Annotated in this window: 25 protein-coding genes; 18 read left to right on the top strand and 7 right to left on the bottom strand. The window is 71.3% G+C overall.

Annotated elements, in window-relative coordinates:
* Positions 1–54: 54 nt before the first annotated feature.
* The 13 genes from MTS1_RS04905 (at position 55) to MTS1_RS04845 (ending at position 10,672) form a co-directional block, all read left to right on the top strand.
* Complete coding sequence (locus tag MTS1_RS04905; protein WP_023951957.1) at positions 55–564, top strand: bifunctional nuclease family protein; 510 nt, start codon at positions 55–57, stop codon at positions 562–564.
* A gap of 64 nt (positions 565–628) precedes the next feature.
* A complete protein-coding gene (locus tag MTS1_RS04900) occupies positions 629–1,276 on the top strand; it encodes an SDR family oxidoreductase (protein ID WP_023951955.1) in 648 nt (215 codons plus the stop codon).
* Between the two features lie 67 nt (positions 1,277–1,343).
* Positions 1,344–2,276 carry an iron-siderophore ABC transporter substrate-binding protein gene (locus tag MTS1_RS04895; protein WP_023951953.1) on the top strand — a complete coding sequence of 311 codons (933 nt, stop codon included), beginning with the start codon at positions 1,344–1,346 and terminating at the stop codon, positions 2,274–2,276.
* Positions 2,273–3,274: an iron ABC transporter permease gene (locus tag MTS1_RS04890; RefSeq protein ID WP_023951951.1), complete on the top strand. Its 1,002-nt coding sequence runs from the start codon at positions 2,273–2,275 to the stop codon at positions 3,272–3,274. Before MTS1_RS04895 ends, MTS1_RS04890 begins: the two co-directional genes overlap by 4 nt.
* Positions 3,275–3,288: 14 nt before the next feature.
* The gene (locus tag MTS1_RS04885; RefSeq protein ID WP_023951949.1) at positions 3,289–4,311 is read left to right on the top strand and encodes an iron chelate uptake ABC transporter family permease subunit; all 1,023 of its coding nucleotides are present in this window, start codon (positions 3,289–3,291) and stop codon (positions 4,309–4,311) included.
* A complete protein-coding gene (locus MTS1_RS04880; protein ID WP_023951947.1) occupies positions 4,304–5,137 on the top strand; it encodes an ABC transporter ATP-binding protein in 834 nt (277 codons plus the stop codon). The genes MTS1_RS04885 and MTS1_RS04880 overlap by 8 nt, the downstream gene beginning before the upstream one ends.
* Positions 5,134–5,991 (top strand): siderophore-interacting protein, encoded by an 858-nt coding sequence (locus MTS1_RS04875; protein WP_023951945.1) that lies wholly within the window; start codon positions 5,134–5,136, stop codon positions 5,989–5,991. Before MTS1_RS04880 ends, MTS1_RS04875 begins: the two co-directional genes overlap by 4 nt.
* A gap of 21 nt (positions 5,992–6,012) precedes the next feature.
* A complete protein-coding gene (locus MTS1_RS04870) occupies positions 6,013–6,510 on the top strand; it encodes a GNAT family N-acetyltransferase (protein ID WP_023951943.1) in 498 nt (165 codons plus the stop codon).
* 74 nt (positions 6,511–6,584) lie between these two features.
* Positions 6,585–7,433 (top strand): aldo/keto reductase, encoded by an 849-nt coding sequence (locus MTS1_RS04865; RefSeq protein ID WP_023951941.1) that lies wholly within the window; start codon positions 6,585–6,587, stop codon positions 7,431–7,433.
* Between the two features lie 124 nt (positions 7,434–7,557).
* Positions 7,558–8,289: a sulfurtransferase gene (locus MTS1_RS04860; protein ID WP_023951939.1), complete on the top strand. Its 732-nt coding sequence runs from the start codon at positions 7,558–7,560 to the stop codon at positions 8,287–8,289.
* A 2-nt stretch (positions 8,290–8,291) separates the two neighbouring features.
* The gene (locus tag MTS1_RS04855; RefSeq protein ID WP_023951937.1) at positions 8,292–8,975 is read left to right on the top strand and encodes an NAD-dependent deacylase; all 684 of its coding nucleotides are present in this window, start codon (positions 8,292–8,294) and stop codon (positions 8,973–8,975) included.
* A gap of 43 nt (positions 8,976–9,018) precedes the next feature.
* Positions 9,019–10,104 (top strand): DNA glycosylase AlkZ-like family protein, encoded by a 1,086-nt coding sequence (locus tag MTS1_RS04850; protein ID WP_023951936.1) that lies wholly within the window; start codon positions 9,019–9,021, stop codon positions 10,102–10,104.
* A gap of 112 nt (positions 10,105–10,216) precedes the next feature.
* On the top strand, positions 10,217–10,672 hold the full coding sequence (locus tag MTS1_RS04845) for an SRPBCC family protein (RefSeq protein WP_023951935.1): 456 nt from the start codon (positions 10,217–10,219) through the stop codon (positions 10,670–10,672).
* Positions 10,673–10,762: 90 nt separating this feature from the next.
* On the opposite strand, the gene MTS1_RS04840 is transcribed toward MTS1_RS04845, so the two are convergent.
* Positions 10,763–10,978 (bottom strand): DUF2945 domain-containing protein, encoded by a 216-nt coding sequence (locus tag MTS1_RS04840; protein ID WP_023951934.1) that lies wholly within the window; start codon positions 10,976–10,978, stop codon positions 10,763–10,765.
* Between the two features lie 133 nt (positions 10,979–11,111).
* On the opposite strand from MTS1_RS04840, the gene MTS1_RS04835 reads away from it, so the two are divergent.
* The 3 genes from MTS1_RS04835 to MTS1_RS04825 all read left to right on the top strand — a co-directional run bounded on the left by MTS1_RS04835 (position 11,112) and on the right by MTS1_RS04825 (position 13,860).
* Positions 11,112–11,936, top strand: coding sequence for an SDR family NAD(P)-dependent oxidoreductase (locus MTS1_RS04835; protein ID WP_036304640.1), 825 nt, complete (start codon positions 11,112–11,114; stop codon positions 11,934–11,936).
* A 150-nt stretch (positions 11,937–12,086) separates the two neighbouring features.
* Positions 12,087–12,452, top strand: coding sequence for a hypothetical protein (locus MTS1_RS04830; RefSeq protein WP_023951932.1), 366 nt, complete (start codon positions 12,087–12,089; stop codon positions 12,450–12,452).
* A 169-nt stretch (positions 12,453–12,621) separates the two neighbouring features.
* Positions 12,622–13,860 carry an NAD(P)/FAD-dependent oxidoreductase gene (locus MTS1_RS04825; protein ID WP_052007586.1) on the top strand — a complete coding sequence of 413 codons (1,239 nt, stop codon included), beginning with the start codon at positions 12,622–12,624 and terminating at the stop codon, positions 13,858–13,860.
* On the opposite strand, the gene MTS1_RS04820 is transcribed toward MTS1_RS04825, so the two are convergent.
* From MTS1_RS04820 to MTS1_RS04810, 3 genes are read right to left on the bottom strand one after another with little or no spacing between them, the layout of a single operon-like run.
* Positions 13,844–14,491, bottom strand: coding sequence for a hypothetical protein (locus MTS1_RS04820; RefSeq protein ID WP_023951930.1), 648 nt, complete (start codon positions 14,489–14,491; stop codon positions 13,844–13,846). The two genes, MTS1_RS04825 and MTS1_RS04820, sit on opposite strands and share 17 nt — an antisense overlap.
* Positions 14,488–15,345: an endonuclease/exonuclease/phosphatase family protein gene (locus MTS1_RS04815; RefSeq protein WP_023951927.1), complete on the bottom strand. Its 858-nt coding sequence runs from the start codon at positions 15,343–15,345 to the stop codon at positions 14,488–14,490. Before MTS1_RS04815 ends, MTS1_RS04820 begins: the two co-directional genes overlap by 4 nt.
* On the bottom strand, positions 15,342–16,139 hold the full coding sequence (locus tag MTS1_RS04810; RefSeq protein WP_023951925.1) for a glycosyltransferase family 2 protein: 798 nt from the start codon (positions 16,137–16,139) through the stop codon (positions 15,342–15,344). Before MTS1_RS04810 ends, MTS1_RS04815 begins: the two co-directional genes overlap by 4 nt.
* Positions 16,140–16,222: 83 nt before the next feature.
* Here MTS1_RS04810 and MTS1_RS16675 point away from each other — a divergent pair, with 83 nt between their 5' ends.
* The gene (locus MTS1_RS16675; RefSeq protein ID WP_023951923.1) at positions 16,223–18,007 is read left to right on the top strand and encodes an NYN domain-containing protein; all 1,785 of its coding nucleotides are present in this window, start codon (positions 16,223–16,225) and stop codon (positions 18,005–18,007) included.
* 18 nt (positions 18,008–18,025) lie between these two features.
* Here the strand turns inward: MTS1_RS16675 and MTS1_RS04800 are convergent, their stop codons facing one another.
* Positions 18,026–19,528, bottom strand: a complete 1,503-nt coding sequence (locus MTS1_RS04800; RefSeq protein ID WP_023951921.1) for an MATE family efflux transporter — start codon at positions 19,526–19,528, stop codon at positions 18,026–18,028.
* Between the two features lie 463 nt (positions 19,529–19,991).
* Here MTS1_RS04800 and MTS1_RS04795 point away from each other — a divergent pair, with 463 nt between their 5' ends.
* Entirely contained in the window at positions 19,992–20,300 is a 309-nt protein-coding gene (locus MTS1_RS04795; RefSeq protein ID WP_023951917.1) for a TraR/DksA family transcriptional regulator, read from the top strand.
* Between the two features lie 6 nt (positions 20,301–20,306).
* Here MTS1_RS04795 and MTS1_RS04790 read toward each other — a convergent pair whose 3' ends face one another.
* Both MTS1_RS04790 and MTS1_RS04785 read right to left on the bottom strand, forming a co-directional pair.
* Positions 20,307–21,410, bottom strand: a complete 1,104-nt coding sequence (locus MTS1_RS04790; protein WP_023951915.1) for a HAMP domain-containing sensor histidine kinase — start codon at positions 21,408–21,410, stop codon at positions 20,307–20,309.
* On the bottom strand, positions 21,407–22,075 hold the full coding sequence (locus MTS1_RS04785; RefSeq protein ID WP_023951913.1) for a response regulator transcription factor: 669 nt from the start codon (positions 22,073–22,075) through the stop codon (positions 21,407–21,409). The genes MTS1_RS04790 and MTS1_RS04785 overlap by 4 nt, the downstream gene beginning before the upstream one ends.
* Between the last annotated feature and the right edge of the window lie 62 nt (positions 22,076–22,137).

Here is a 22,137-nt window from a genome sequence, read left to right as displayed (position 1 = left end):
CCCGTTCGCATTCCCTCGTGCATAGGCTGGGCGAAACCGACCCCGGGAGGTGTCATGGTCCAGGTCCGCGTTCTCGGGGTCGCGCTCGATCCCGCTCAACAGCACGTCATCCTGCTCAAGCCCGTCGATGCCCTGTCGGATCGGGTGCTGCCGGTCTGGATCGGTTCGCAGGAGGCGACATCGATCCTCGTCGCTGTCGAAGGGGTCTCGCCGCCGCGGCCGCTCGCGCACGACCTCATGATCCGCCTGCTCGACGCGACCGATGCGACCGTCGACCGGGTCGAGGTCACCCGCATCGACGACGGCACGTTCTATGCGGAGGTGACGGTCACGGCCCTCACCGGATCGCGGGTCGTCGATGCCCGTCCCTCCGACGCGATCGCACTCGCCTCGCGCGCCGGGGCGCCGATCTTCGTCGCCGATGACGTGCTCGCCGAGGCGGGCATCCCCGACACCGTGAGCGAAGCGCCGGAGGGAGCCGAGACTCCCGAGGCGGCCGAGCAGCGCGTCGCGGAGTTCCGCGAGTTCCTCGACGACATCGACCCCGACGACTTCCGCGGCTGACGCGCCGGCCGACGGGGCCGCCGCAGCCGCATCCGATCCACATCCCCCGACGAAAGGAACACCCATGTCCCGCATCCTGATCATCGGAGGCCACGGCAAGGTCGCGCTGCGCCTGGAGCCGATCCTCGCCGAGCGCGGCGACACCGTCACGGCCGTCATCCGCAACCGCGACCACGAGGCGGATGTCGCCGCGACCGGCGCCACGCCGCTCGTCGCCGACGTCGAGTCGTTCGACGTCGAGCAGCTGACGAACCTGCTCAGCGGCAACGACGCGGTCGTCTGGGCCGCGGGAGCCGGGGGAGGGGATGCCGCCCGCACCTGGGCGGTCGACCGCGACGCGGCCATCCGCTCGATCGACGCCGCCGCGGCGGCCGGCATCCGCCGCTACGTCATGGTGTCGTACTTCGGCGCGGGGCCGGATCACGGCGTGCCCGAGGACGACTCCTTCTACGCCTACGCCGAGGCGAAGGCGGAGGCCGACGCCCACCTGCGCGAGAGCGGACTGGACTGGACGATCGTCGCGCCGAGCGCTCTGACGCTCGACGAGCCGACCGGCAGCATCACCGTCGGTGGTTCGGGCAAGGAGTCCGTTCCGCGTGGCGATGTGGCGGCGGTCATCGCCGCCGTCCTGTCCGAGCCCGCGACGGTCGGGCGGATGATCGAGTTCACGGGCGGCGACACCCCGATCGAGGCGGCGCTCACAGCCGACTGACCGTCTTTGTTAGGGTTGCCTTGCCTCATCGCGCTCGCCGCGAGATCGACCCGAGGAAAGGCCCCACATGCTGTCTCGTCCTGTTCGGCGCGCCCTGAGCGCCGTCGCCATCTCGGCCGCCGCGGCCCTCGTCGTCGCCGGATGCGCGGCGCAGCCCTCCGCGGCCGACACCTCTTCGGAGGCCAGCGTCGCCCCTCGCGCCGTCGAGCATGCCCGCGGCGTCACCGAGGTCCCCGAGCAGCCCCAGCGCGTCGTGACCCTCGAGCCCCTCGAACTCGACACCGCGGTCTCCGTCGGCATCACGCCGGTGGGGGCCGCGGTCGCGAGCAACGTCGCGGGAATCCCGGCGTACCTCGAGGTCGACGGAGTCGAACCGGTCGGCACGGTGCCCGAGCCCGACCTCGAGGCGATCGCCGCGCTCAAGCCCGACCTCATCCTCGGAACCGAGGCGCGCCACTCGAAGCTGTACGACCAGCTGTCGGCGATCGCTCCGACGGTCTTCATCGCGACACAGGCCGATCCGTGGCGTGACAACGCCGAGCTGATCGGCCAGGCGCTCGGACGCGAGGACGAGGTCGCCGCGCAGATCGCGGCCGTCGACGACCGCTGCACCGAGATCGGGGCTGCGCACGACCTCGCAGGCAAGACGGCACAGGTCATCCGGCCGCGCGACGAGACGACCCTCAGTCTGTACGGACCCGTGTCGTTCGCGGGCAGCCTGCTCGAGTGCGTCGGCTACGCGACGCCCGAGCACGACTGGGCCGACGGCCTGCAGGCCGACATCTCGCCCGAGAACATCCTCGACGCCCGCGCCGACGCGGTGTTCGTCACGGCATCCGACACGACCGACGCGTCGGCGATCCCGGCGGCGATCACCCAGAACGCGGATGCCTTCCCGTCGGTGACCCTCGTCGACACGAGCACCTGGGTGGCCGGCGTCGGCCCCCGCGGCGCTCAGAGCGTGCTGACCGACATCGAGCGCTTCCTCGACGGGCGGTGACCTCGAGAGCCGGACGCGCCGCGGCGGGCGCCGCGATCGCCCTGGCCCTGGTGCTCGTCGTCGCGGCGTCCCTCGCCGTCGGGGCGAATCCGCTGTCGCCGGGCACCGTCGCCGCGGTGCTGCGGGGCGAGGGCTCACCCGAGGCGACGTTCGTCGTGGCCGAGCTCCGGATCCCGCGGACGGTCGTGGGACTTCTCGCGGGCGTGGCGCTCGGAGTCGCCGGTGCGCTGATGCAGGCCTTCACGCGTAATCCGCTCGCCGATCCCGGCATCCTCGGCGTCAACGCCGGTGCGGCCCTCGCCGTGGCGCTCGGGATGGCGGTGCTCGGCGTGCGCGCGGCGTCGGGGACGGTGTGGTTCGCGTTCATCGGAGCGCTCGCCGTCACCGTCGCCGTCTATGTCATCGGTTCGGGCGGACGCGGAGCCGCGGGCCCGATCCGGCTCACGCTCGCGGGCGTCGCCCTCGGCGCGGTGCTGTCGGGCATCACGACGGGCATCGTGCTGAGCGACCCCGATGCGTTCGACGCGATGCGCAGCTGGAACGCCGGGTCGCTGCTGGGTCGCGGCTGGGACACGATCGTGGCGGTCGCTCCCTTCATCGCCGTCGGGCTCGTGCTCGCCCTCGTTCTCGGCGCGGGACTCAACGCCGTCGCGCTGGGCGACGACGTGGCTCGCGCGCAGGGTGCGAACCTCGCCGGTATCCGGATCGGCGTGATCATCGCGGTGACCCTGCTGGCAGGCGCGGCGACAGCACTCGCGGGACCGATCTCGTTCGTCGGGCTCATGGTGCCGCACATCGCCCGCTGGCTGTTCGGTGCCGATCATCGGGTGATCCTCGCCGTCAGCGCACTGCTGGCACCCGTCGTCGTGCTGGCGGCGGATGTCGTGGGGCGCGTGCTCATCGCGCCCGCGGAACTGCCGGTCGGCATCGTCACGGCGTTCGTCGGGGCTCCCATCCTCATCGCGCTCGCGCGCCGACGCCGGGCGAGCGCCCTGTGAGCGGCGGGCCGCGGATGCTGAGCCCGCGAGTCGGCGGCCTGCACGTGGTGCTGCGCCTGCGCAGCGTGGTCGTCGGGATCGCTGCCCTCGTCGTCGCGGCGGTGCTGCTGGTCGTCGCCCTCGGCGCCGGCACCTTCCCCGTCGCGCCGGGCGATGTCGTCGCGGCGCTGGCGGGCGCGAGTGACGATGCGCTCGTGCAGACCGTGGTCCGCGAATGGCGGCTGCCACGGGCACTGGCGGCGCTCGGGGTGGGGGCGATCCTCGGGATCGCCGGGGCGCTGTTCCAGACCGTCACGCGCAATCCGCTGGCGAGTCCCGACATCCTGGGGCTTTCCAGCGGTGCCTTCACGGGCATGCTCGCCGCGCTGGTCCTGGTGTCGTCGAGCTGGCCGGTGCTCGTGGGCGGCTCGTTGATCGGTGCCCTCGCCACCGCCGTGGCGATCTGGGCGCTCGCCTGGCGCGGCGGCCTGCAGGGGTTCCGCCTCATCGTCGTCGGCATCGGCGTCTCGGCGATGCTCGCGTCGCTCAACACCTGGATGCTGCTGCAGATCGAGCTCGAGACGGCGATGTTCGCCTCCGCCTGGGGCGCAGGCAGTCTCAACGGCGTCACGGCTCCGGCGGTGGCCGGCGCACTGGCGTGCGCAGCGCCGTTCGTCGTCGCATCCTTCGCGCTCGTGCCGCGGCTGCGTCAGCTCGAGCTCGGCGACGACCTCGCGGCGGCGACAGGCGCCCGGCCGCATCTCGTCCGCACGCTCGCCCTGCTGGTCGGGGTCGTGCTGGTCGCGGCGGCGACGACCGTCGGCGGTCCGATCGCCTTCGTCGCTCTGGCGGCGCCGCAGGTGGCGCGCCTCATCGCGCGCACGCCCCACCTGTCGCTCGGACTCTCGGCCCTCATGGGGGCCGTGCTGCTGATCGCCTCCGACCTCATCGCGCAGCATCTGCTGCCCGCACCGCTTCCCGTCGGCGTCGTCACCGTCTCGCTCGGCGGCGCCTACCTCGTCCTCATGATCGTGCTGGAGGTCCGCCGCCGTGCCTGACCCGTTCCCCCCGGCGACATCGCTCGCCGCCGAGTCCGTGACCCTCGCCTACGACGGTGCGGATATCGTCCGCGATCTGTCGGTGCGGATCGAGCCCGGGTCGTTCACCGTCATCATCGGTCCCAATGCCTGCGGCAAGTCCACGCTTCTGCGCGGCCTGTCGCGTCTGCTCGCCCCTCGCGCGGGGAGCATCGTGCTCGACGGCCGCGCGATCACGGAGATGCCCGCGAAGGAGGTCGCTCGGCGGCTGGGCCTGCTGCCGCAGTCGGCGATCGCCCCGGAGGGCATCACGGTGCGCGAGCTGGTCGGACGCGGGCGCTACCCGTACCAGACCGTGTTCCGGCAGTGGTCCGCCGCCGACGACGTGGCCGTCGACGAGGCGCTGGCGGCGACCGGCACGACGCAGCTCGCCTCGCGCCCCGTCGAGGCATTGTCGGGGGGCCAGCGGCAGCGGGTGTGGGTCGCGATGGTCCTGGCACAGCAGACCGACCTGCTGCTGCTCGACGAGCCGACGACGTTCCTCGACGTGGCCCACCAGGTCGAGCTGATGGAGCTGTTCGCCGAGCTGAACGAGCGGGGCCGGACGATCGTCGCGGTGCTCCACGATCTGAACCATGCCGCCCGGTATGCGAGCCGCATCGTCGCGATGCGCGACGGGCGCATCCTCGCGGAGGGACCACCGGCGGAGGTGATCACGAGCCAGCGGGTGGAGGAGGTCTTCGGCCTCGCGAACATCGTCGTCGACGATCCGGTCACGGGCGGTCCGCTCGTCGTGCCGCTCCGCGCACGTCGGCCCGGGGCTGTGACGGGGGAGGAGACGCCGTGAGCGGCGAGCGTCTCTGGGCCTACAGTGCCTTCGTCGTCGAGGTCGCCGCCGTGGCCCGGCTCAGCCCCGGCTTCATCCGCATCACCCTTCGCGGCGAGGCACTGGCGAACTTCGCACCGTGGGGCCTCGACCAGCGCATCAAGATCGTGTTGCCGATGTCGGGGCGCCCGCACCCGGGCCTCGCCGAGTTCGGCCTGCTCGACGAGCCGACCCCGCACCCCTCCGACTGGTATGCGCGGTGGAAGGCGCTCGACGAGGACGACCGCAACGTGCTGCGCACCTATACGCCGTCGGCGATCCGCGTCGCCCAGCGGGAGATCGACGTCGACTTCTTCCTGCACGAGCCCATCGGGCCCGCCTCGGCATGGGCCCTGGCCGCCCGACCCGGCGACCCCCTCGTCATCACGGGACCCGACGTGCGGATGGGGTGGACGGGATACGGCATCCACTGGACGCCCGGCGAGGCGAGCCGGTTCCTCCTCGTGGGCGACGAGACGGCCTTCCCCGCCCTGCGGAACATCGTCGACTCGCTGCCCGAGGAGACGCAGCCGCACGTGATCGCGGGCGTGGCGGACGCCGCCGACGACCTCGTCACCGACGCGCTCGCCGATCGCGCGCTCGTGACGCGTGTCGAGCACCGCGCCGGCGACGACGGCCTCGCCCTCGCTGTGCGGTCGTGGGCCGAAACACACGGCGCCACCGCGGCCGCCGATCCGGGGTTCGCGGTGTGGCTCGCCGGCGAATCGGGCGTCGTCACCGGCATCCGTCGCTTCCTCACCACCGAGGTCGGCATCCCGAGGGAGCGCATCTCGTTCCTCGGGTACTGGCGGCACGGCGGTCCGCTCGTCGGCTGACGCCCTCGATACGCTGACGGGATGACCCCGCGCGACCTTCCCGGCGGCGCCGTGCTGCGCGCCGCCCGCCCCGGTGACGAGACCGGCATCCTGGCCTGCATCCACGCCCTCGCCGTCTACGAGCGTGAGCCGGATGCCGTCGAGAACACCGCCGAGATGCTGACCGAGACGCTGTTCGGGACAGAGCCTCGCGCCTTCTGCCACGTGGTCGAGCGCGAGGGCGACATCGTGGGGATCGCGATCTGGTTCCTCACCTATTCGACCTGGACGGGGCGCCACGGCATCTGGCTCGAAGACCTCTTCGTCGACGAATCGCAGCGGGGCAGCGGCTACGGCAAGGCGCTGATCGCGTCGCTCGCCGAAGTCTGCGTCGAGCGCGGATACTCGCGGCTCGAGTGGACCGTCCTCGACTGGAACGCCCCCTCTATCGCGTTCTACCGCTCGATCGGTGCCGAGCCGATGTCGGAGTGGACGACGCAGCGCCTCACCGGCGATGCGCTGCACGCGCTCGCGGGCTGAGTACCTCCTTGCCCCTCGGGGCGCCCCGCGTCAATCCCGACGACGCAGTCGGAGCACGCTCGTAGGGTGGAGGCATGGCAGATCAGATCCACGTTCCGAACGTGTCCCTCAACTCCGGCTTCGAGATCCCGCAGCTCGGCTACGGCGTCTTCAAGGTCGACCCGGCCGAGACCGAGCGTCTCGTCTCCGAGGCCTTCGAGGCGGGCTACCGCCACATCGACACCGCTGCGATCTACGGCAACGAGGAGGGCGTCGGCCGGGCCATCGCGGCCAGCGGCATCCCGCGTGACGAGCTGTTCATCACCACGAAGCTCTGGAACGACCGTCAGGGCGGGGACGAGCCCCGCAAGGCCCTCTCGGAGAGCCTCGAGAAGCTCGGACTCGATCACGTCGACCTGTACCTCGTGCACTGGCCGGCTCCCGCCAACGGCAACTACGTCAATGCGTGGCAGAAGCTCATCGAGCTGCGCGACGCGGGCCACACCCGCTCGATCGGCGTCTCGAACCACCTCGTCGAGCACCTCGAGAAGATCCACGCCGAGACCGGCGTGCTCCCCGCTGTGAACCAGATCGAGCTGCACCCGGCCTACCAGCAGAAGGAGGTCGTCGACTGGGCGACCGACAAGGGCGTGCGCATCGAGTCGTGGGGTCCCCTCGGCCAGGGCAAGTACGATCTCTTCGGCGCCGAGCCGGTCGCCGAGGCGGCTGCCGCGCACGGGAAGAGCCCCGCTCAGGTCGTGCTTCGCTGGCACCTGCAGCGTGGCTTCATCGTCTTCCCCAAGACGGTCAGCCGCGAGCGCATGGTCGAGAACGCGTCGCTGTTCGACTTCGAGCTCACGACGGCTCAGGTCGACGCGATCTCGGCCCTCGACCCGGGCGACGGGTCGGGCCGTGTGAGCGCGCACCCCTCCGAGGTGAACTGACCTCGGCCCCGATCGGGGTTCGGCTTCGGGCGCAGTTCTCAGCATCCCGCGCAGATCGTTCTGTGGCGGATGCCGGGGACTGCGCCCGATCCGCGCCCGGCCGCGGGTTTCGTAGGCTGGAGGCGTGGCATCCGTTCTCAACGTCTCGGCGTACCTGTTCACGCACATCGCCGACCCCGCCGAGTTGCGTGACGTGCTGCGCGAGCGTGCCCTGGGAGCGGGACTCAAGGGCACGATCCTGCTGGCCGAGGAGGGCATCAACCTCTTCCTCGCCGGTGCCGAGACCGCTGTTCGGGGCTTCCTCGACGACCTGCGCGCCGACGAGCGCTTCGCGGCGCTGACGGCGAAGGAGAGCTGGTCGGGCGACCAGCCGTTCGGCCGGATGCTGGTGAAGGTGAAACGCGAGATCATCCGCATGGACCGTCCCGCCATCCGGCCCGCCGCCGAGCGCGCGCCCAGCGTGTCGCCCGATGACCTGCGGCGCTGGCTCGACCAGGGCCACGACGACGCCGGGCGCGAGGTCGTTCTTCTCGACACCCGGAACGCCTTCGAGGTCGACTACGGCACGTTCGCGGGAGCCGTCGACTGGCGGATCGAGCGCTTCACGCAGTTCCCGGATGCCGCGTCCGCGCACCGCGATCAGCTCGAGGGCAAAACGGTCGTCAGCTTCTGCACGGGCGGCATCCGCTGCGAGAAGGCCGCGATCGTCCTGCGCGAGGAGGGGGTCGACGCCTACCAGCTCGAAGGCGGGATCCTCGGCTACTTCGAGCACGAGGGCGGCGCGCACTGGAACGGCGAGTGCTTCGTCTTCGATGAGCGCGAGGCCCTCGCCCCCGACCTGTCGGCGCGGCGCTGACCGTGGCGCGGATCGTCGTCCTCACCGGGGCCGGCATCTCCGCCGAGTCGGGCATCCGCACGTTCCGCGCCGTCGACGGGCTCTGGGAGGACCACCGCATCGAGGATGTCGCGACTCCCGAGGGCTATGCGGCCGACCCGGCTCTCGTCCACGCGTTCTACGACGAGCGTCGTCGCGCGGTGGCCGCCGCGGAGCCCAACGCGGCGCATCTCGCCCTCGCCGGCCTCGAAGCACGGCGGCCGGGCGATGTGCTCATCGTCACGCAGAACATCGACGACCTGCACGAGCGGGCCGGGTCGACGCGCGTCAGCCACATCCACGGCGAGCTCGGGTCGGCGCTCTGCGAGGCGTGCGGAGAGCGGATGCCGTGGCACGGCGACCTCGCCGGAGGGCCGCGCTGTCCCTCATGCGGGGCCCGGGCGCTCCGCCCCGACGTGGTCTGGTTCGGCGAGGCGGTGTACGGGCTCGACGACATCTTCGACGCGGTGGCGCTGTGCGAGCAGTTCTGGGTGATCGGCACGTCGGGGGCGGTCACGCCCGCGGCATCCCTCGTCGCGGTTGCGGCGGAAGCCGGGGCTCGCACCGCTCTGCTGAACCTCGATGCCCATGACGACCTGCGCCTGTTCGACGACGTCGTGCTCGGGCCGGCGACGGTGACCGTTCCCGAGTGGGTCGCCCGCTTCTGACGGAGGTCGCGGGCGCGTCGGAGGTCGGCGGTAGCGTCGTGGCATGGAACCGCACCGGCTCACCCGTGAGCAAGCCCGTCGCATCATCGTGCGGGCGCAGCTGCTCGAGGCCGACCGGCCCGGCGACGTCGTCGAGGTGGCCGAGCAGATCGGGGCGATCAAGATCGATCCGACGGCCGTCATCGCGCCCAGCGAGCAGGCGATCCCGTGGACGAGGATCGGCTGGGGCTACGAGCCCGGGCAGCTGACGAAAGCCGTCGAAGACGACCGGCAGCTCTTCGAGTACGCCGGCTCGTTCCACCCCGCGAGCATGCTTCCGGCGATGCGGGTGCGGATGCGGATGCGTCCCGTGCGCGAGAGCACCGCGGCGTGGCTCGAGGCCAACAGCGCTTTCCGGGCCGACGTGCTGGCGCGCCTGCGCGCTGACGGACCGCTGCTGGCTGCCGACATCCCCGACACGGCTGCTGTGCCCGCCGGCAACGACAGCGGCTGGTACAGCGACAACCAGGTGCCGCGGATGCTCGATCTGCTCGAACGACTCGGCGAGGTCGCGGTCGTCGGGCGTGCCGGCCGACTGCGCCGCTGGGACGTCGCCGAGCGGGCACGCGGCCCCGAGCCCGACGACCTGACCTACGACGAGGCCGGCGCGATGCTCGACGAGCGACGGCTGCAGGGAGCGGGACTCGCGCGGCAGAAGTCGTCGTGGTCGGGGGTGGGGCTGGCCGGCGAGCCGGCCGTCGTCGAGGGGAGCGCGTGGAAGTGGCGGGTCGACCCGCGGGCGCTCGAGGCCATCGACGACGACCCCGGCGGGAGGGTGGCGATCCTCAACCCGTACGACGGGATGCTGTTCGACCGGCCGCGACTGATCGAGGCGTTCGACTTCACCTACAAGCTCGAGCAGTTCGTGCCGAAGGCGCAGCGCGTGTACGGCTACTTCGCGCATCCGATCCTGTGCGGTGACCGGTTCATCGGTCTTCTCGACGCGGCCCTCGACAAAGCGAAGGAGAACCTCGTCGTCGCGGCGCTGCACGAGCTCGTGCCCTGGGAGAGCGAAGAGCGCGAGATGGTCGAGGCGGAGATCCGCGACCTCGCCGAGTGGCTCGGCGTGCCGGTGCGCGGGCTCGACTGACCCCGACCGCCGGGCCTACCAGCCGACCGCCGAGGTCGCAAGTCGGTCGCGACGGCGCCGGCGACGGCGAAGCATAAAGGCAGCCCCGCAATCGAAACGAAAGGAGCCGCCCATGGCTCGCATCATCGAGACCATCGACGTCGACGTTCCCGTCTCCGTCGCCTACAACCAGTGGACGCAGTTCGAGTCGTTCCCGCACTTCCTGAGCTTCGTCGAGTCGGTCACCCAGCTCGACGACGGCACGACCCACTGGAAGGTGAAGATCGGCGGGGCCGAGCGCGAGTTCACCGCCAAGATCACCGAACAGCACCCCGACGAGCGCGTCGCCTGGAACAGCGTCGGCGGCAAGGACGAGCACGCCGGCGTCGTGACCTTCCACAAGCTCAGCGACAACGAGACGCGCGTCACGGTCCAGCTGGACTGGAAGCCCGAGGGCTTCGTCGAATCGGTCGGTGCCGCCATCGGCATCGACGACCACGCCGTGAAGAAGGACCTCACGCGCTTCAAGGAGTTCATCGAGTCGCGCGGCACCGAGACCGGTGCCTGGCGCGGCGACATCGAGAACTGACCCCGGCGCTCACGCATACGACGAGAGGCCCCTCCGTTCGGCGGAGGGGCCTCTCAACGTATGCGTGAGCGGATGCGGGGTGGCTGCCGCTCAGCTGCTGAGCTTGCGCAGCGCCGAACGCTTGTGCGCCGCCTGATCGCCGCTCTTCTCCGATTCGACGATGAAGGCCGGCTCGTCGGCGGATGCCGTGAACTTCTGACCCGCGAACTGGAAGTCCTTCTCCTTCTTCTCGACGATCTTCCCCTGCGTCCGCCCCTGAGAGGTGTCCCAGCTCACGCGGTCGCCCTTCGACAGTTCCTGAGCCATCCCGGCTCCTTCCGTTGTGCTTCGGTTGCCGCGATACTGTCGCCCGGCGGTGCCGGGCGAGAAGTCGTTGACACACCGGGGTCGGATGCGCCAGCACTCCCGCCAGGCGCCCGCAGCCTGCGAGACTGCGGGCATGCGCACGATCGTCATCACGGGAGCCAGCGACGGAATCGGGGCGGCCGCCGCGCGGCGTCTCGCGCGAGAAGGGCACCGCGTCGTGCTCGTCGGACGCTCGCCGGAGAAGACCCGGGCTCTCGCGAGCGAGCTCGACGCGCCGTACCACCTGGCCGACTACGCCGAGCTCGCTCAGGTGCGGCATCTGGCCGACCAACTGCTCGAGGCCTATCCGCGCATCGACGTGCTCGCCAACAACGCCGGCGGCATCTTCGGTCCGCGCGCCCTCACCGTCGACGGCTACGAGCAGACCTTCCAGGTCAATCACCTCGCGGGCTTCCTGCTGACGAACCTGTTGCTGGAGCGGCTCATCGAGAGCGAAGCATCCGTCATCCAGACGGCCAGCGTGGCGGCTCGCCTGTTCTCGCGGTTCGACGTGACCGACCTGAACGCGGCGAAGCACTACTCCGGGCGCATCGCCTACGGCAACGCCAAGCTCGCCGACATCCTGTTCACGCGCGAACTGCAGACCCGCTTCGGCGATCAGGGCATCTCGGCGGCCGCCTTCCACCCCGGCGTCGTCGCGACGCAGTTCGCCGCGAACGTGCCCGGTCCGCTCCGATGGGTCTACCACAACCCGCTCGCGCGGCGGCTGCTCACCACGACCGACGAGGGCGGCGCGCGCCTGGTCTTCCTCGCCGACGGAGTCCCGAATCGCGATTGGGTGCCCGGCGCGTACTACGAGAACGACCGCCCGACCCGGTCGCACCGCAACGCGACCGACCCCGATCTCGCCCGCGAGCTCTGGGATCGCAGCGCCGAGATGGTCGCCCTCGCCGGCTGACCTGCCGGCGCCGAGCACGCACCGTCGCGCCGAGCACGCACCGCACACCGTGCACTGTCGCCGGGATGGTGCGTGCTCGGCGGGAGATGCGCAAGGGGGTCGGGCGGGGCGTGCGGGGGCACGTACCGTGGGGCCGAACGGGAGGACGACATGGTCGACAAGCGCAACGAGCCCCACGGACCAGAGCAGATGCCGGACCGCCACCCCCGGCCCGATCCCACCGATCTGACCAATCAGGCCAGCTTCCGACACGGATCGGCCTCGCGGTGGCTCGTGCCCGCGGGCGTCCTGGCCGCGGTAGCGATCGTCCTCTACGTGCTGGCGTTCCAGCTGCAGACGGCGCTGCCCGCCATCGGCATCCTCTTCGCCGTGATCGGCTGGGCGATGATGGTCGTCGCCGCCCGGTCATCGGCCGACGCGCCCGTGCGCAACCGGCGCCTGGCTCTCGCGATGGCGATCCTCGCCGTCGGCATCCTCGCGATCTTCATCCTGATCTACATCACCGAGACCCTCTAGCCCGGCCCTGCTCTCGCCGAGAACGCTCCTCCGCTCCGAGCACGCACCATGCAGTGAGCGTGCTCGCGTCGCGGGTGCGTTCTCGGCGGCATCCGCACCACGCCTAGACCCCGCCGTCGCGCGACGCAAGCACCCTCGCCGTTCCGGGCGCGGCACCTAGCGTGGTCGCATGGCGACGGCAGACCCAGCATCTGATCCTCGAGCGACACGACGGCACCCCGTGCATCACCGGGTCGTGGTGGTGGGCGGCGGCAACGGCGGCGTCTCGGCCGCAGCCCGACTGCAACGGCAGGGTGTCGATGACATCGCGCTGATCGAGCCGAAGGGCACCCACGAGTACCAGCCGCTGTTCTCGCACGTCGCCGGCGGCACCGCGCGCATCAGCGAGACGGTTCGGCCGCAGGGCAGTGTCATCCCCGACGGTGTCCGATGGATCCAGGATGCCGTGACCTCGGTCGATCCGCACCGGTCGACGGTGCGCCTGGCCTCGGGCGGAGAGGTCGGCTACGACCATCTCGTGCTGAGCCCCGGGATGCAGAAGGACTGGGCGAGCGTGCCGGGTCTGGCCGAATCGATCGGCACGGGCGACGTGACCACTCACTACGAGGGCGATCTCGCGGCCCGCACCTCGTTGCGCCTGCGCGACCTCCGGCGAGGCACCGTCGTCTTCACGCAGCCCGCGGGTCCCGCCTCGTGCGCGGGCGCCTCGCAGAAGCCGATGTACCAGGCGTGCGACTACTGGCAGCGCACGGGTGTGCTCGACGACATCCGGGTGGTCCTCGTCGTGCCCGAGACCACCGTGTTCGGCATCCCGGCCTTCGATCGCGAGATCCAGCGGGCGATCGACCGTTACGGCATCGAGCTGCGCACCGAGAGCGCGTTGATCGAGCTGGATGCCGCGGCGTCCGAGGTCGTGATCGCCTCGCCCTCCGGCATCGAACGCATCCGGTTCGATCTCGTCAACGTCGTACCGCCGCAGTCGGCTCCCGACTGGATCCGGGAGTCCGGGCTGGCAGCAGCCGGCGACGCCGACGGGTTCGTCGACGTCGACCCCGAGACGCTGCGCCACACTCGCTTCGGCAACGTGTGGGCCATCGGCGACGCCGCCGGGACGACGAACTCGAAGAGCGGGGGAGCGCTTCGCAAGCAGACCATGGTGCTCGCGAAGAACCTCGCGGCCGTCGCCGGAGGAGGCGAGCCCCGCGCGCGGTACGACGGCTACGGCGTGTGCCCGATGACGGTGTCGCGGTCGAGCGTCGTATGGGCCGAGTTCGGTCCGTCCGGCGAGCTCATGCCGACGATCCCGTTCTTCCGGCGGATGTATCGCGAGAGCGCGCTGTCGTGGTTCTTCGACCGGCGCGTGCTGCCGTGGGTGTACTGGAACCTCATCCTCACCGGGAGGGTGTGACGCCGGCGGCATCCTCGCGGTCGACGTCGCCGCCCGTGCCGCGCGGACGCTCGGCCGTCAGCCGCACGCGCGCCACGAGGATGCCGGCGATCAGCGCACCGACCCCGCCCACGGCCATGTCGCCGATCGTGTCGTCGTAGGTCACGAGGATGGAGTCGACGAAGGCCTTCCCGACCCACTCCACGATCTCCCAGAGCGCCGCGAAGGCGAGACCGAACGCCGTCGTGACGATGAGGCCGGTACGCCGCCGGAAGCCCGCAGCGCCGGGGAGCGGCACGATCCCGACGCGAGCCGCCGCGATGTAGGCGAGGGCCGCGAGCACGCCCGTGCACACGAGGTGCACCGGGATGTCCCACGACGGGACGCTGCGGTACAGATCGACGACGTTGCTCCACGCAGCGATGAGCACCGTGACGCCGCACGCGATGTCGAACGAGGGGCGGACCCCGACGAAACGCGGTGCGACGAGCGCGGGAAGCGCGAAGGCGAGGATGCCGGCATCCGTGAGCTCGAACCACAGTGCGGCGACGACGATGCTGAGCAGCCCGCAGAGCCGCACCGCGTCCGCGACCACGGCGCTCATCGTTCGAGGCGGGCGGAGGAAGTTCTCGATCATGACGGGGCGGCTCATGAGGCGTCCTCTCCCAGCCGGAGGAGCACATGCGCGCCGAGGTGGTCGGACGGCGCCGCGCCGTCGATCATCCGGGTGTCGATCGCGGCGCGGGTGACGCGGGTGCCCCGGTCGACGGCGATCCAGTCGATCGGCCCCTTGCGGACGCGCGGCGGGTGGTAGCCGCCGTAGGTGTCCCAGAGCGCAGTCGTGCGCATCTCGGCGGCGTGCCACGCGTCGACCAGGTCTCCGCTGAGGAGCGCCGCCACCGGCGCCGAGCCGGGCCCGGCGTTCAGATCGCCCATGACGACGACCGGACCCGGCGTCTTTGCGGCGAGGTCGTGCAGCAGCCAGGCCGAGCGCAGGCGCGATCGCGCCGAGAAGACGTCGAGGTGCGTGTTGAACACGGTCAGCACGCTGCCCGTGACGCGATCGAGGAACGAAGCCCGGACGACGACCCGGGGCACCGGATTGCCCCATGATGCCGATCCGGCGACGGCGGGCGTCTCCGACAGTGCGAGCTGAGCGTGGCCGGTCAGTTCGAGACGCTCGGTGTCGAAGAAGATCGGGCATCCCTCGCCGCGGCCGTCGGCGTTCCGGCCATGACCGACGAAGCGGTAGGACGTGCCGAGCGAGGCGCGCACGAGGTCGGCCTGGTCGGGCATCGCCTCCTGCGTGCCGAGGATCGCGGGCGGGTCGGCGTGCAGCACGGTGGCCAGTCGCCGACCGCGCACCGTCCAGCGGTCATTCGGCGGCCACGTCGGACCGTCGATGCGTCGGCGGATGTTCCAGGTCGCGACGTGAAGGTCGTGCGGATGCATCTCGCCGGGGTCGAAGAGGCGGGCGACGGCGCTCCCGCGCGATGCGCGCGTCATCGTCGAGCCTCCGCGGCGCGGGTCATGCGGCGGCGTCTGGTGCGCCGCAGTCGGCGGGCGACGCGGCGGTGCGGCAGCTCGTCGGGCCAGTGCGCGACGACGGTGTGGAAGCCGCGGGCGACCCGGGTACGGAAGGCGCGCCCGTCGTCGAAGGGCCGCATCGAGATCCCCATGTCGGCGCGTCGCGAGTACGCGATGCGGTGCCGTCCGCCCAGGTGGAACGCCAGGTCGAAGTCGTCGTGCACCTCGGCGTCGCCGCGGTGCACCTCTGTACTGACGCTCCGCCATGCGGTGCGCCGGAAGGCGAGGTTGGAGCCGAACAGCGGCAGGTGGCCGAGCGCGGCGAACCCCAGCAGCGCGTAGAGACCGAGGTAGGTCGCCGCGAGGGGGCGGCGCAGCATCCGCGGTCCGTCGATGAAACGGGCGCCTCCCGTGAGCACGGCGACATCGGGGCGGCGGGCGAAGTCGCGGCAGAGGCCGGCGATCCAGGTGGGCGACGGCAGCGAGTCGGCGTCCAGGCGCAGCACGAGATCGCCGAGCGCGTGGTCGTAGCCCGTCGCCGCGGCGGCGGGGATGCCGGCGGCGGCGCATTCGACGACGCGGGCACCGGCGGCGCGGGCGACGTCGGCGGAATCATCGCGCGAGCCGTTGTCGACGACGACGATCTCGTCGGGTAGGTCGGACTGCTCGGCGAGAGCGCGCAGACACCGCCGCAGCATCACGGCGTCGTCCTTCACCGGGATCACGACCGAGACGGTCGGACGGTGCAGCGGGGGCCGGGCTTCGCGTGTCATCAGACCTCACGCTACGGCTGCCGGGAGAGCGCCGGCAGCGGCTTGACAGTGCTGCGCCGCCTCGTCAATGACATGCTGGGGGTATGCCTCAGCAGAGCGACCTCCTCGCCGTCCTCGTCGATGCCGACAACGTCTCGCCATCGCGGATCGGCGGTGTGCTCGCCGAGATCGCGACCTACGGCACCGCCTCGGTCAAGCGCGTCTACGGCGACTGGACCAAGTCGCAGTTGCGCGGGTGGAAGGATGCCGCGAGCGAGCACGTCATCCAGCCGATGCAGCAGTTCGACAACACGACCGGCAAGAATGCGACCGACAGCGCGCTGATCATCGATGCGATGGACCTGCTGTACACGCGCCGGTTCCAGGGGTTCTGCATCGTCTCGAGCGACAGCGACTTCACGCGTCTGGCCTCGCGCATCCGCGAGGAAGGGGTCACCGTCTACGGCTTCGGTGAGCGGAAGACTCCCGAGGCCTTCCGCAACGCGTGCGATCAGTTCACCTACCTCGAGGTGCTCGGTGTCGTCGACGAGCCGGATGCCGCACGCTCGACCACCGCGGAGCGCTGGACGTCTGCGGCGTTGCGCGGCGACGCGCGCCTCGTGGCCCTGCTGCGCAGCGCCGCCGAGACCGCCTCCGCCGACGACGGCTGGTCCGATCTCGGCACGGTGGGTCAGCTCATGCGCAAGCAGCAGCCCGACTTCGACCCCCGCAACTGGGGCTACGCGAAGCTGTCGGATCTCGTGCGAGCGGTGGGGCTGTTCACGATCGAGTCGAAGCCGGGCGGGATGTCGCTGCGCCCGAAGACCGCGGGGGGCTCGAAGGGCTCGGACGACACCGCTGCCGACGCGTCCGCGAAGGGCCGAGGCGATGCGGAACCGGGACGCTCGAGGCGCAAGCCGTCGCGTGCCAAGAGCGCAGGCTCGGAGTCCGAGTCGTTCGCGCAGGCGACACCGACCGCGCCGGAGGCGCCGACCGGGCCGGAGGACGGTGCGGACTCCCGCGTCGAGACCTCGCGGGCGACCGCTCCGTCGGAGAGCGCGAGCGGGTCGACATCCCGCGGCCGTCGTCCGATGATCGAGCAGCTGACGCTGGGCGCAGCTCTGGATGCCGCGCTCGACGCGGTCTCGTCGGCCGCGCGCGGCAACGCCGCGTCGTCGTCGTCGGAGGATGCCGATGCTGTAGGCGCCGGCGGGGGAGCGGTCGACCCCGCGCCGATGCCTGCCGCGACGGAGCGCACGACACCCGACGAGGCGACCGGCTCGGTGGATGCCGCCCCGGCCGAGGACGAGGCGGTGTCCGACGGCGGAGCGGCGAAGAGGCGGACAGCCGCGAAGAAGACCACCGCGAAGGCTGATGCGAAGACCCCCGCGAAGGCTCCCGCGGTGAAGACCCGGGCCCCCCGGACGACGACCGCTCGCGCCGCGGCGAAGCCTGCGGCCGAAGACGCCGATCCGACGGAGCCGAGCGTCCGCGCGGCATCCGTGTCCGGCCCGGACGACGGTGCCGCTCCGACGACGGTCGAGACGGAGACCGAGGCCGAGACGCCCGCGCGACCGAAGCGCGCGTCGCGCAGCCGAGCAACCGCATCGAAGACCGCCTCGGACGATGCCGACTCCGAGGCTCCTGTCCGGCCGAAGCGCGCGTCGCGCAACCAAAAGGCCGCGGCTGAGCCCGCGAACGAGCCGACGGTCGACCCTGCTGTCGAGCCCGTCGCGGAGCCCGCGACGAAGACGACTGGTCGGACTGCCGCCGAGCCCGCCGTCGAGGCGCCGGCCGAGGCCGTTTCGGCTCCGGCTTCAGCTGCGGCATCCGCGCCCGCCAAGCGGGCTCCCCGCCGGGCATCCCGGCCCGGCTCGTCGGCGAGCTGATCGCGGGGCGGCGCCCGGTCAGCCGCGTCCGCGGCGCAACGCCGAGACGAGCGCACGACGTCGGCGCCGCGCGACCGGAACGACGGGCACCGGCTGCGTGACCACCGCGTCGACGACCATCGATCCGCTCGCGGGGCCCACGACCGGTACCGGCGTCGTCGCTGCGGTGATGTGATCCGCGCGGGCGACGGGCATGCCCGCGAGTTCGCGCCGGGCCCGCAGGTAAGCGGGGATCAGGATGACGGTTGCGCCGAGCCACGCGAGGGGATTGCTCCAGGCCACTCCCGCGAACCCGAGCAGCGCGCCGAGCACGACGGCGGCTCCGGCGCGCATGAACAGCTCGACGATCCCGGTGATGGTCGGCACGAGGGTGTGCCCGAGCCCCTGCAGGGCCCCGCGAAGGACGAACAGGACGCCGAGGGCGCTGTAGGTCGCCCCGTTGATGATCAGCATGAGCGCGGCGAGGGAGACGACCTCATCCGAGCCGTCGCCGACGAACAGGCGCACGAGCGAGGCCCCCGAGGTGATCAGCACCACGCCGAGAGCGACGGCGCCGATCACTGCCATCCATGTCGCCTGCGCGACGCCTTGGCGGATGCGGTCGGGACGGCCGCCGCCGTAGTTCTGCGCGACGAACATCGAGACGGCGAGTCCGAGCGACTGCAGCAGAGCGACCGCGATGCCGTCGACGCGGGAGGCGGTCGTGTAGGCGGCGACGGCGTCGGCACCGAGCTCGTTGAGACGGACCTGCACCGCGAGCGTGCCGATCGCGATGATCGACGCCTGGAATCCCATCGGCAGCCCGAGTCGCAGGTGCAGGGCGAGATCGGCACGCGTGATGCGCCAGTCGGAGCGCCGCATGCGCAGAACGGGGATGCGCCGGCGGATGTAATCGAGGCACAGCACCACCGAGAGCGCCTGCGACACCACCGTCGCGAGGGCGGCCCCGCCGACCCCCCACCCGAGCGGTCCGACCATCAGCACCACGAGCACGACGTTGAAGACGCACGCGACCGTCAGGAAGATCAGCGGGGTGCGTGAGTCGCCGATCGCGCGGATGATGGCGGCGAGATAGTTGAAGAACATCGTCGCCCCGGCACCCAGGAAGCTGACGACCGCGAACATCGTCGCGTCGTCGAGCAGTTCTGGGGGCGTCTGCAGCAGCTGAAGCAGCGGGCGCGAGAGGAACGGCGCCACGACGGTGAGCGCGACGCTCGTGATGGCGGTCAGCGTGGCACCGGCCGCGACCGAGCGGCGCACTGCGGCGTGGTCGCCGGCGCCGAAGGCCTGCGCCGTGGGGATCGCGAACCCCGAGGTCAGTCCCCACGCGAAGCCGATGAGGAGGAAGAGCATCGAGCCGGTGGCACCGACCGCAGCGAGTGCGTCGACGCCGAGCCAGCGGCCCACCACGACCGCGTCGACGATGTGGTACATCTGCTGCACCACGTTGCCGATCAGAAGGGGCACCGAGAACGCGAGGATGACGCGCCAGGGGCTGCCGGTGGTGAGGTTGCGGGACATCGCGGGGGCCTTCGAGAAGATGCGGGCACGACAACGGCGGCGCCGGAGCGCCGCCGTCGGTCAGTCTATCGAATCGATTCGAGATGTGCCACGGGCTATCCCGCATGCGCACGCGCGGCGTCAGCGGGCCGAGCCCTTCCGCGGTTTGAGGAACGCGCCGTCCTCCTGCTTCTCGCGTTTGGCGGCGCGTTTTTCCTTGAGTGACAATTGCGGCGCCTTTTTGTCGCCGCGTGAGCGTGGTGTTTTGGTCGACATAAGAACTCGCTTCCCCTTGTGGCTGGCGTGTGACTCCCGACCATAGCCCGGAAAATAAAGAAGTCAAATCGACCGTCGAGGGCGATTTGCAGTGACTTGCTTTTTTGTGCGCACTGGCTATGGTGGGTGGTCAATGCCCCGTCATCTCGCCCCTGCGGGCTCGAGATCGGGGCTTTTCGTGCACCACAAAAAGCGGAACGGAAGAAAAATGGAAAAAACGGCCGAAGCGGCGTCGAGCGACGTCCGGACGCGCCTGGAAGCGCTCCTCGCGGAACGCCGCGAGCTGCTGGCGGATATCGAGCCGCGTGCCGTTCCCTCGGTAGACCCGGTGGCCTATCAGGCCGCCGCATCGCACCGCGCGACGATCACGCTGATCAGCGAGGCGCTCGACCGCGTCCGTGCGGGCTCGTACGGTCAGTGCGTCGGATGCGGTCGTGCGATCGCGCCCGCACGCCTGGAAGCGGTCCCCTACGCTCCCGCGTGCATCGAGTGCCAGAGCCGGGCCGAGACGGCCTGAGGCCGCTCACGCGCTCGGCAGCGCGACCCGGACGAGCAGGCCGCCGCCTTCGCGCGCCGTGATGCGCAGATCGCCGCGGTGGCTGCGGACGATGGTCGCGACGATGGTCAGGCCGAGACCGACGCCGCGGTCGGATGCCGGGCGGGTGCGGTCGCCCGCCCGGACGAACGGCTCCGTCAGCGTCGAGACGCGAGCGGGATCGAGGTGGGGCCCGGTGTTCGCTATCTCGAGCAGCGCCCACCCGTCCGGCGCCGTGCGCGTCCGCACCGCGACCTCGCCGCCGTCGGAGAGGTTGTGGACCATCGCGTTGGTGACGAGGTTCGATACGAGCTGCCCGAGCAGGGCCGCGTTGCCGTGGGCGACCGCCGGCCCCGGCTCCACCCGGATGGTCGGCGACGGCCGGTGCGTCGCCGGGGCGCCGGGGGTTCGCGCGTCCGCGGCGACGCGTTCCGTCACGGCGGCGAGGTCGACCGGCTCGAAGGCCAGGCCGGTGCGGCCGGCGCGTGCCAGGTCGAGCAGTGCCTCCGTCGTCGCGATCGCCCGCTCGTTCGTCTCGGCGATCCTGCTCAGGACGAGGTCGACGTCGCGCTCCTCCGGATCGGCTCGCGCGACCTCGACGATCGTCCGGATGACGGCGTGCGGGGTGCGCAGCTCGTGCGACGCGTTCGCCGCGAACCGCGATTCCTCCGCGACCGCTCTCTCGATCCGGTCGAGCATGTCGTCGAAGGCATCGGCGAGGTCGGTGAGCTCGTTCCGTCGTCCGCGCAGCGCGATCCGGCGGTGAAGCGTTCCCGCATCTGCCAGGCCGACGACCTCGGTGATCCGCCCGAGCGGGGCGAGCATCCACCCCGAGAGGAACCATCCGCCGACGAGGCCGACGACGACGAGCGCCGCGAGGGCCCACCAGGCGTACTTCACGAAGACGTCGGTGAGGTCACCGCGACCCGGTGCCCACCCGCCCGTCGACTGACTGAACAGGTCGCCGCTCGGCACGAACCGCAGGGCCAGCAAGCCGACGCCGAAGAGCACCGCGCCGGCGACGACGAGGAACCCGGCGTAGCTGAGGGTGAGCGAGACCCGTAAGGAGAGTCCTCGGCGACGGACGATCACGGCGCGGGGTCCGACATCCGGTATCCGACGCCGGGAACGGTCTCGATGACCCAGGGCTCGCCGAGCCGTTTGCGCAGCGTCGAGATCGTGATGCGGACCGCGTTCGTGAACGGGTCGGCGTTCTCGTCCCACGCCCGTTCGAGCAGCGTCTCGGCACTGATGACGCCGCCGGCGGCGCCGACGAGAACCTCGAGCACGGCGAACTGCTTCCGCGTCAGCGCGACGTATCTTCCGTCGCGGTAGACCTCGCGCCGAAAGGGATCGAGTCGCACGCCGCCGAACTCGCGGACCGGGGGAGCGGAGCTGGGCGAACGTCGAGCCAGCGCGCGCAGCCGCAGCACGAGCTCGCGCATCGCGAACGGCTTGGTCAGGTAGTCGTCGGCGCCGGATTCGAAGCCCGACGCCTTGTCGTCCAGCCGGTCGGCCGCCGTCAGCATGAGGATGCGGGGAGCCAGGGGGCGCTGCGAGAGGAGGCGGGCGATCTCGTCGCCGTTCGGGCCGGGGATGTCACGGTCGAGCACGACGACGTCGTACCCGGTGATGGCCAGCTGCTCGAGTGCGATGTCGCCGTCGGCGGCGAGGTCGGCGGAGATGGCCTCGAGGCGCAGCCCGTCGCGGATCGCCTCGGCGAGGAAGAGCTCGTCCTCGACGATCAGCACACGCATGGCCTCAGGATAGGCGGGCGCAGGTATCGCGGGCGTATGAGGAATCGGCGACACCGGTGCAA

The organism is Microbacterium sp. TS-1, assembly GCF_000509385.1.
In the GTDB taxonomy this organism is placed as follows: domain Bacteria; phylum Actinomycetota; class Actinomycetes; order Actinomycetales; family Microbacteriaceae; genus Microbacterium; species Microbacterium arborescens.
Note: the sequence above shows the minus strand (reverse complement) of the source record. Positions and strands in the feature narration are given on the sequence as shown.

Excerpts from the sequence above, each read along its gene's own strand:
- MTS1_RS04905 (WP_023951957.1), top strand. The coding sequence starts at position 55 with ATGGTCCAGGTCCGCGTTCTCGGGGTCGCGCTCGATCCCGCTCAACAG.
- MTS1_RS04900 (WP_023951955.1), top strand. The coding sequence starts at position 629 with ATGTCCCGCATCCTGATCATCGGAGGCCACGGCAAGGTCGCGCTGCGC.
- MTS1_RS04895 (WP_023951953.1), top strand. The coding sequence starts at position 1,344 with ATGCTGTCTCGTCCTGTTCGGCGCGCCCTGAGCGCCGTCGCCATCTCG.
- MTS1_RS04885 (WP_023951949.1), top strand. The coding sequence starts at position 3,289 with ATGCTGAGCCCGCGAGTCGGCGGCCTGCACGTGGTGCTGCGCCTGCGC.
- MTS1_RS04870 (WP_023951943.1), top strand. The coding sequence starts at position 6,013 with ATGACCCCGCGCGACCTTCCCGGCGGCGCCGTGCTGCGCGCCGCCCGC.
- MTS1_RS04865 (WP_023951941.1), top strand. The coding sequence starts at position 6,585 with ATGGCAGATCAGATCCACGTTCCGAACGTGTCCCTCAACTCCGGCTTC.
- MTS1_RS04850 (WP_023951936.1), top strand. The coding sequence starts at position 9,019 with ATGGAACCGCACCGGCTCACCCGTGAGCAAGCCCGTCGCATCATCGTG.
- MTS1_RS04845 (WP_023951935.1), top strand. The coding sequence starts at position 10,217 with ATGGCTCGCATCATCGAGACCATCGACGTCGACGTTCCCGTCTCCGTC.
- MTS1_RS04840 (WP_023951934.1), bottom strand. The coding sequence starts at position 10,978 with ATGGCTCAGGAACTGTCGAAGGGCGACCGCGTGAGCTGGGACACCTCT.
- MTS1_RS04835 (WP_036304640.1), top strand. The coding sequence starts at position 11,112 with ATGCGCACGATCGTCATCACGGGAGCCAGCGACGGAATCGGGGCGGCC.
- MTS1_RS04830 (WP_023951932.1), top strand. The coding sequence starts at position 12,087 with ATGGTCGACAAGCGCAACGAGCCCCACGGACCAGAGCAGATGCCGGAC.
- MTS1_RS04825 (WP_052007586.1), top strand. The coding sequence starts at position 12,622 with ATGGCGACGGCAGACCCAGCATCTGATCCTCGAGCGACACGACGGCAC.
- MTS1_RS04820 (WP_023951930.1), bottom strand. The coding sequence starts at position 14,491 with ATGAGCCGCCCCGTCATGATCGAGAACTTCCTCCGCCCGCCTCGAACG.
- MTS1_RS04815 (WP_023951927.1), bottom strand. The coding sequence starts at position 15,345 with ATGACGCGCGCATCGCGCGGGAGCGCCGTCGCCCGCCTCTTCGACCCC.
- MTS1_RS04810 (WP_023951925.1), bottom strand. The coding sequence starts at position 16,139 with ATGACACGCGAAGCCCGGCCCCCGCTGCACCGTCCGACCGTCTCGGTC.
- MTS1_RS16675 (WP_023951923.1), top strand. The coding sequence starts at position 16,223 with ATGCCTCAGCAGAGCGACCTCCTCGCCGTCCTCGTCGATGCCGACAAC.
- MTS1_RS04800 (WP_023951921.1), bottom strand. The coding sequence starts at position 19,528 with ATGTCCCGCAACCTCACCACCGGCAGCCCCTGGCGCGTCATCCTCGCG.
- MTS1_RS04795 (WP_023951917.1), top strand. The coding sequence starts at position 19,992 with ATGGAAAAAACGGCCGAAGCGGCGTCGAGCGACGTCCGGACGCGCCTG.
- MTS1_RS04785 (WP_023951913.1), bottom strand. The coding sequence starts at position 22,075 with ATGCGTGTGCTGATCGTCGAGGACGAGCTCTTCCTCGCCGAGGCGATC.